Here is an 832-nt window from a genome sequence, read left to right as displayed (position 1 = left end):
GGTTGACGGAATGCCCCGCTGCGGGGCCGCTGCGCATCTATCGATATCCGGCGTCGGGCGGCCCCGCCGGCCAGTGTCCTGCCATGGGCCAATAAGCCGTTGACGCGGTGATCCCCGTCAAGGCGCGATCGGGTTCAACTTCAGATGCTGGATCAGGATGATGGTCTTGGCGTCGACGATACGGCCGTCGGCAATGGCGGCCAGCGCCTCGTCCAGTGGTATTTCTAGAACCTCGATGTCCTCGCCCTCCTCGGGCGCGCCGCCGCCGTCGGAAATGCGATCGGCCGGCGAATAGCGCGCGGTGAAGAACCAGAGCCGCTCCGTCACGCTCCCGGGGCTCATGAATGGCGCGAACAGCCGCTCGATGTCCTTCAACCGGTAACCCAGTTCCTCCTCCGCTTCCTTGCGGATGGCGGTTTCGGGATCGTTTTCGTCGAGCAGGCCGGCGCAGGCCTCGATCAGCGGCTCGCGGTGACCCACGGCGTAAGCCGGGAAGCGGAACTGCCGCACCAGGAGCACGGTCGAGCGCCGAGGATCGAACGGCAGGATCACCGCGCCGTCGCCGCGATCGTAGGTCTGGCGGATCTGCGTCTCCCACCGCCCGTCGCGGCGGCGGTAGTCGAGCACTGTCTTCTTCAGCACCGCCCAGTCGTCCGAAAGGATCTCTTCGGAACGGATGCGAATGCGATCTTCCATGACGATCTCCTTGGTGGCGGCAAAGGGGTAGCGACGAAAGCGCCTCTACGCAATCCGGGAAACCGACTGGTCCAGCGGCAGTTTCACCGGCTCGTGTCTGGCGTGACGCGCCACGACTGCCTAGATAGCGGTATCT

Annotated in this window: 1 protein-coding gene; it reads right to left on the bottom strand. The window is 65.1% G+C overall.

Features of this window, described 5'->3' with window-relative positions:
- Window positions 1-117: 117 nt before the first annotated feature.
- A complete protein-coding gene (locus EOA28_RS37295) occupies window positions 118-696 on the bottom strand; it encodes an NUDIX domain-containing protein (protein WP_127250177.1) in 579 nt (192 codons plus the stop codon).
- Between the last annotated feature and the right edge of the window lie 136 nt (window positions 697-832).

The organism is Mesorhizobium sp. M2A.F.Ca.ET.067.02.1.1, from assembly GCF_004023285.1.
Taxonomy (GTDB): domain Bacteria; phylum Pseudomonadota; class Alphaproteobacteria; order Rhizobiales; family Rhizobiaceae; genus Mesorhizobium.
The sequence above is the reverse complement of the archived record's forward strand: the minus strand, read 5'-3'. Positions and strand labels throughout refer to the sequence as shown.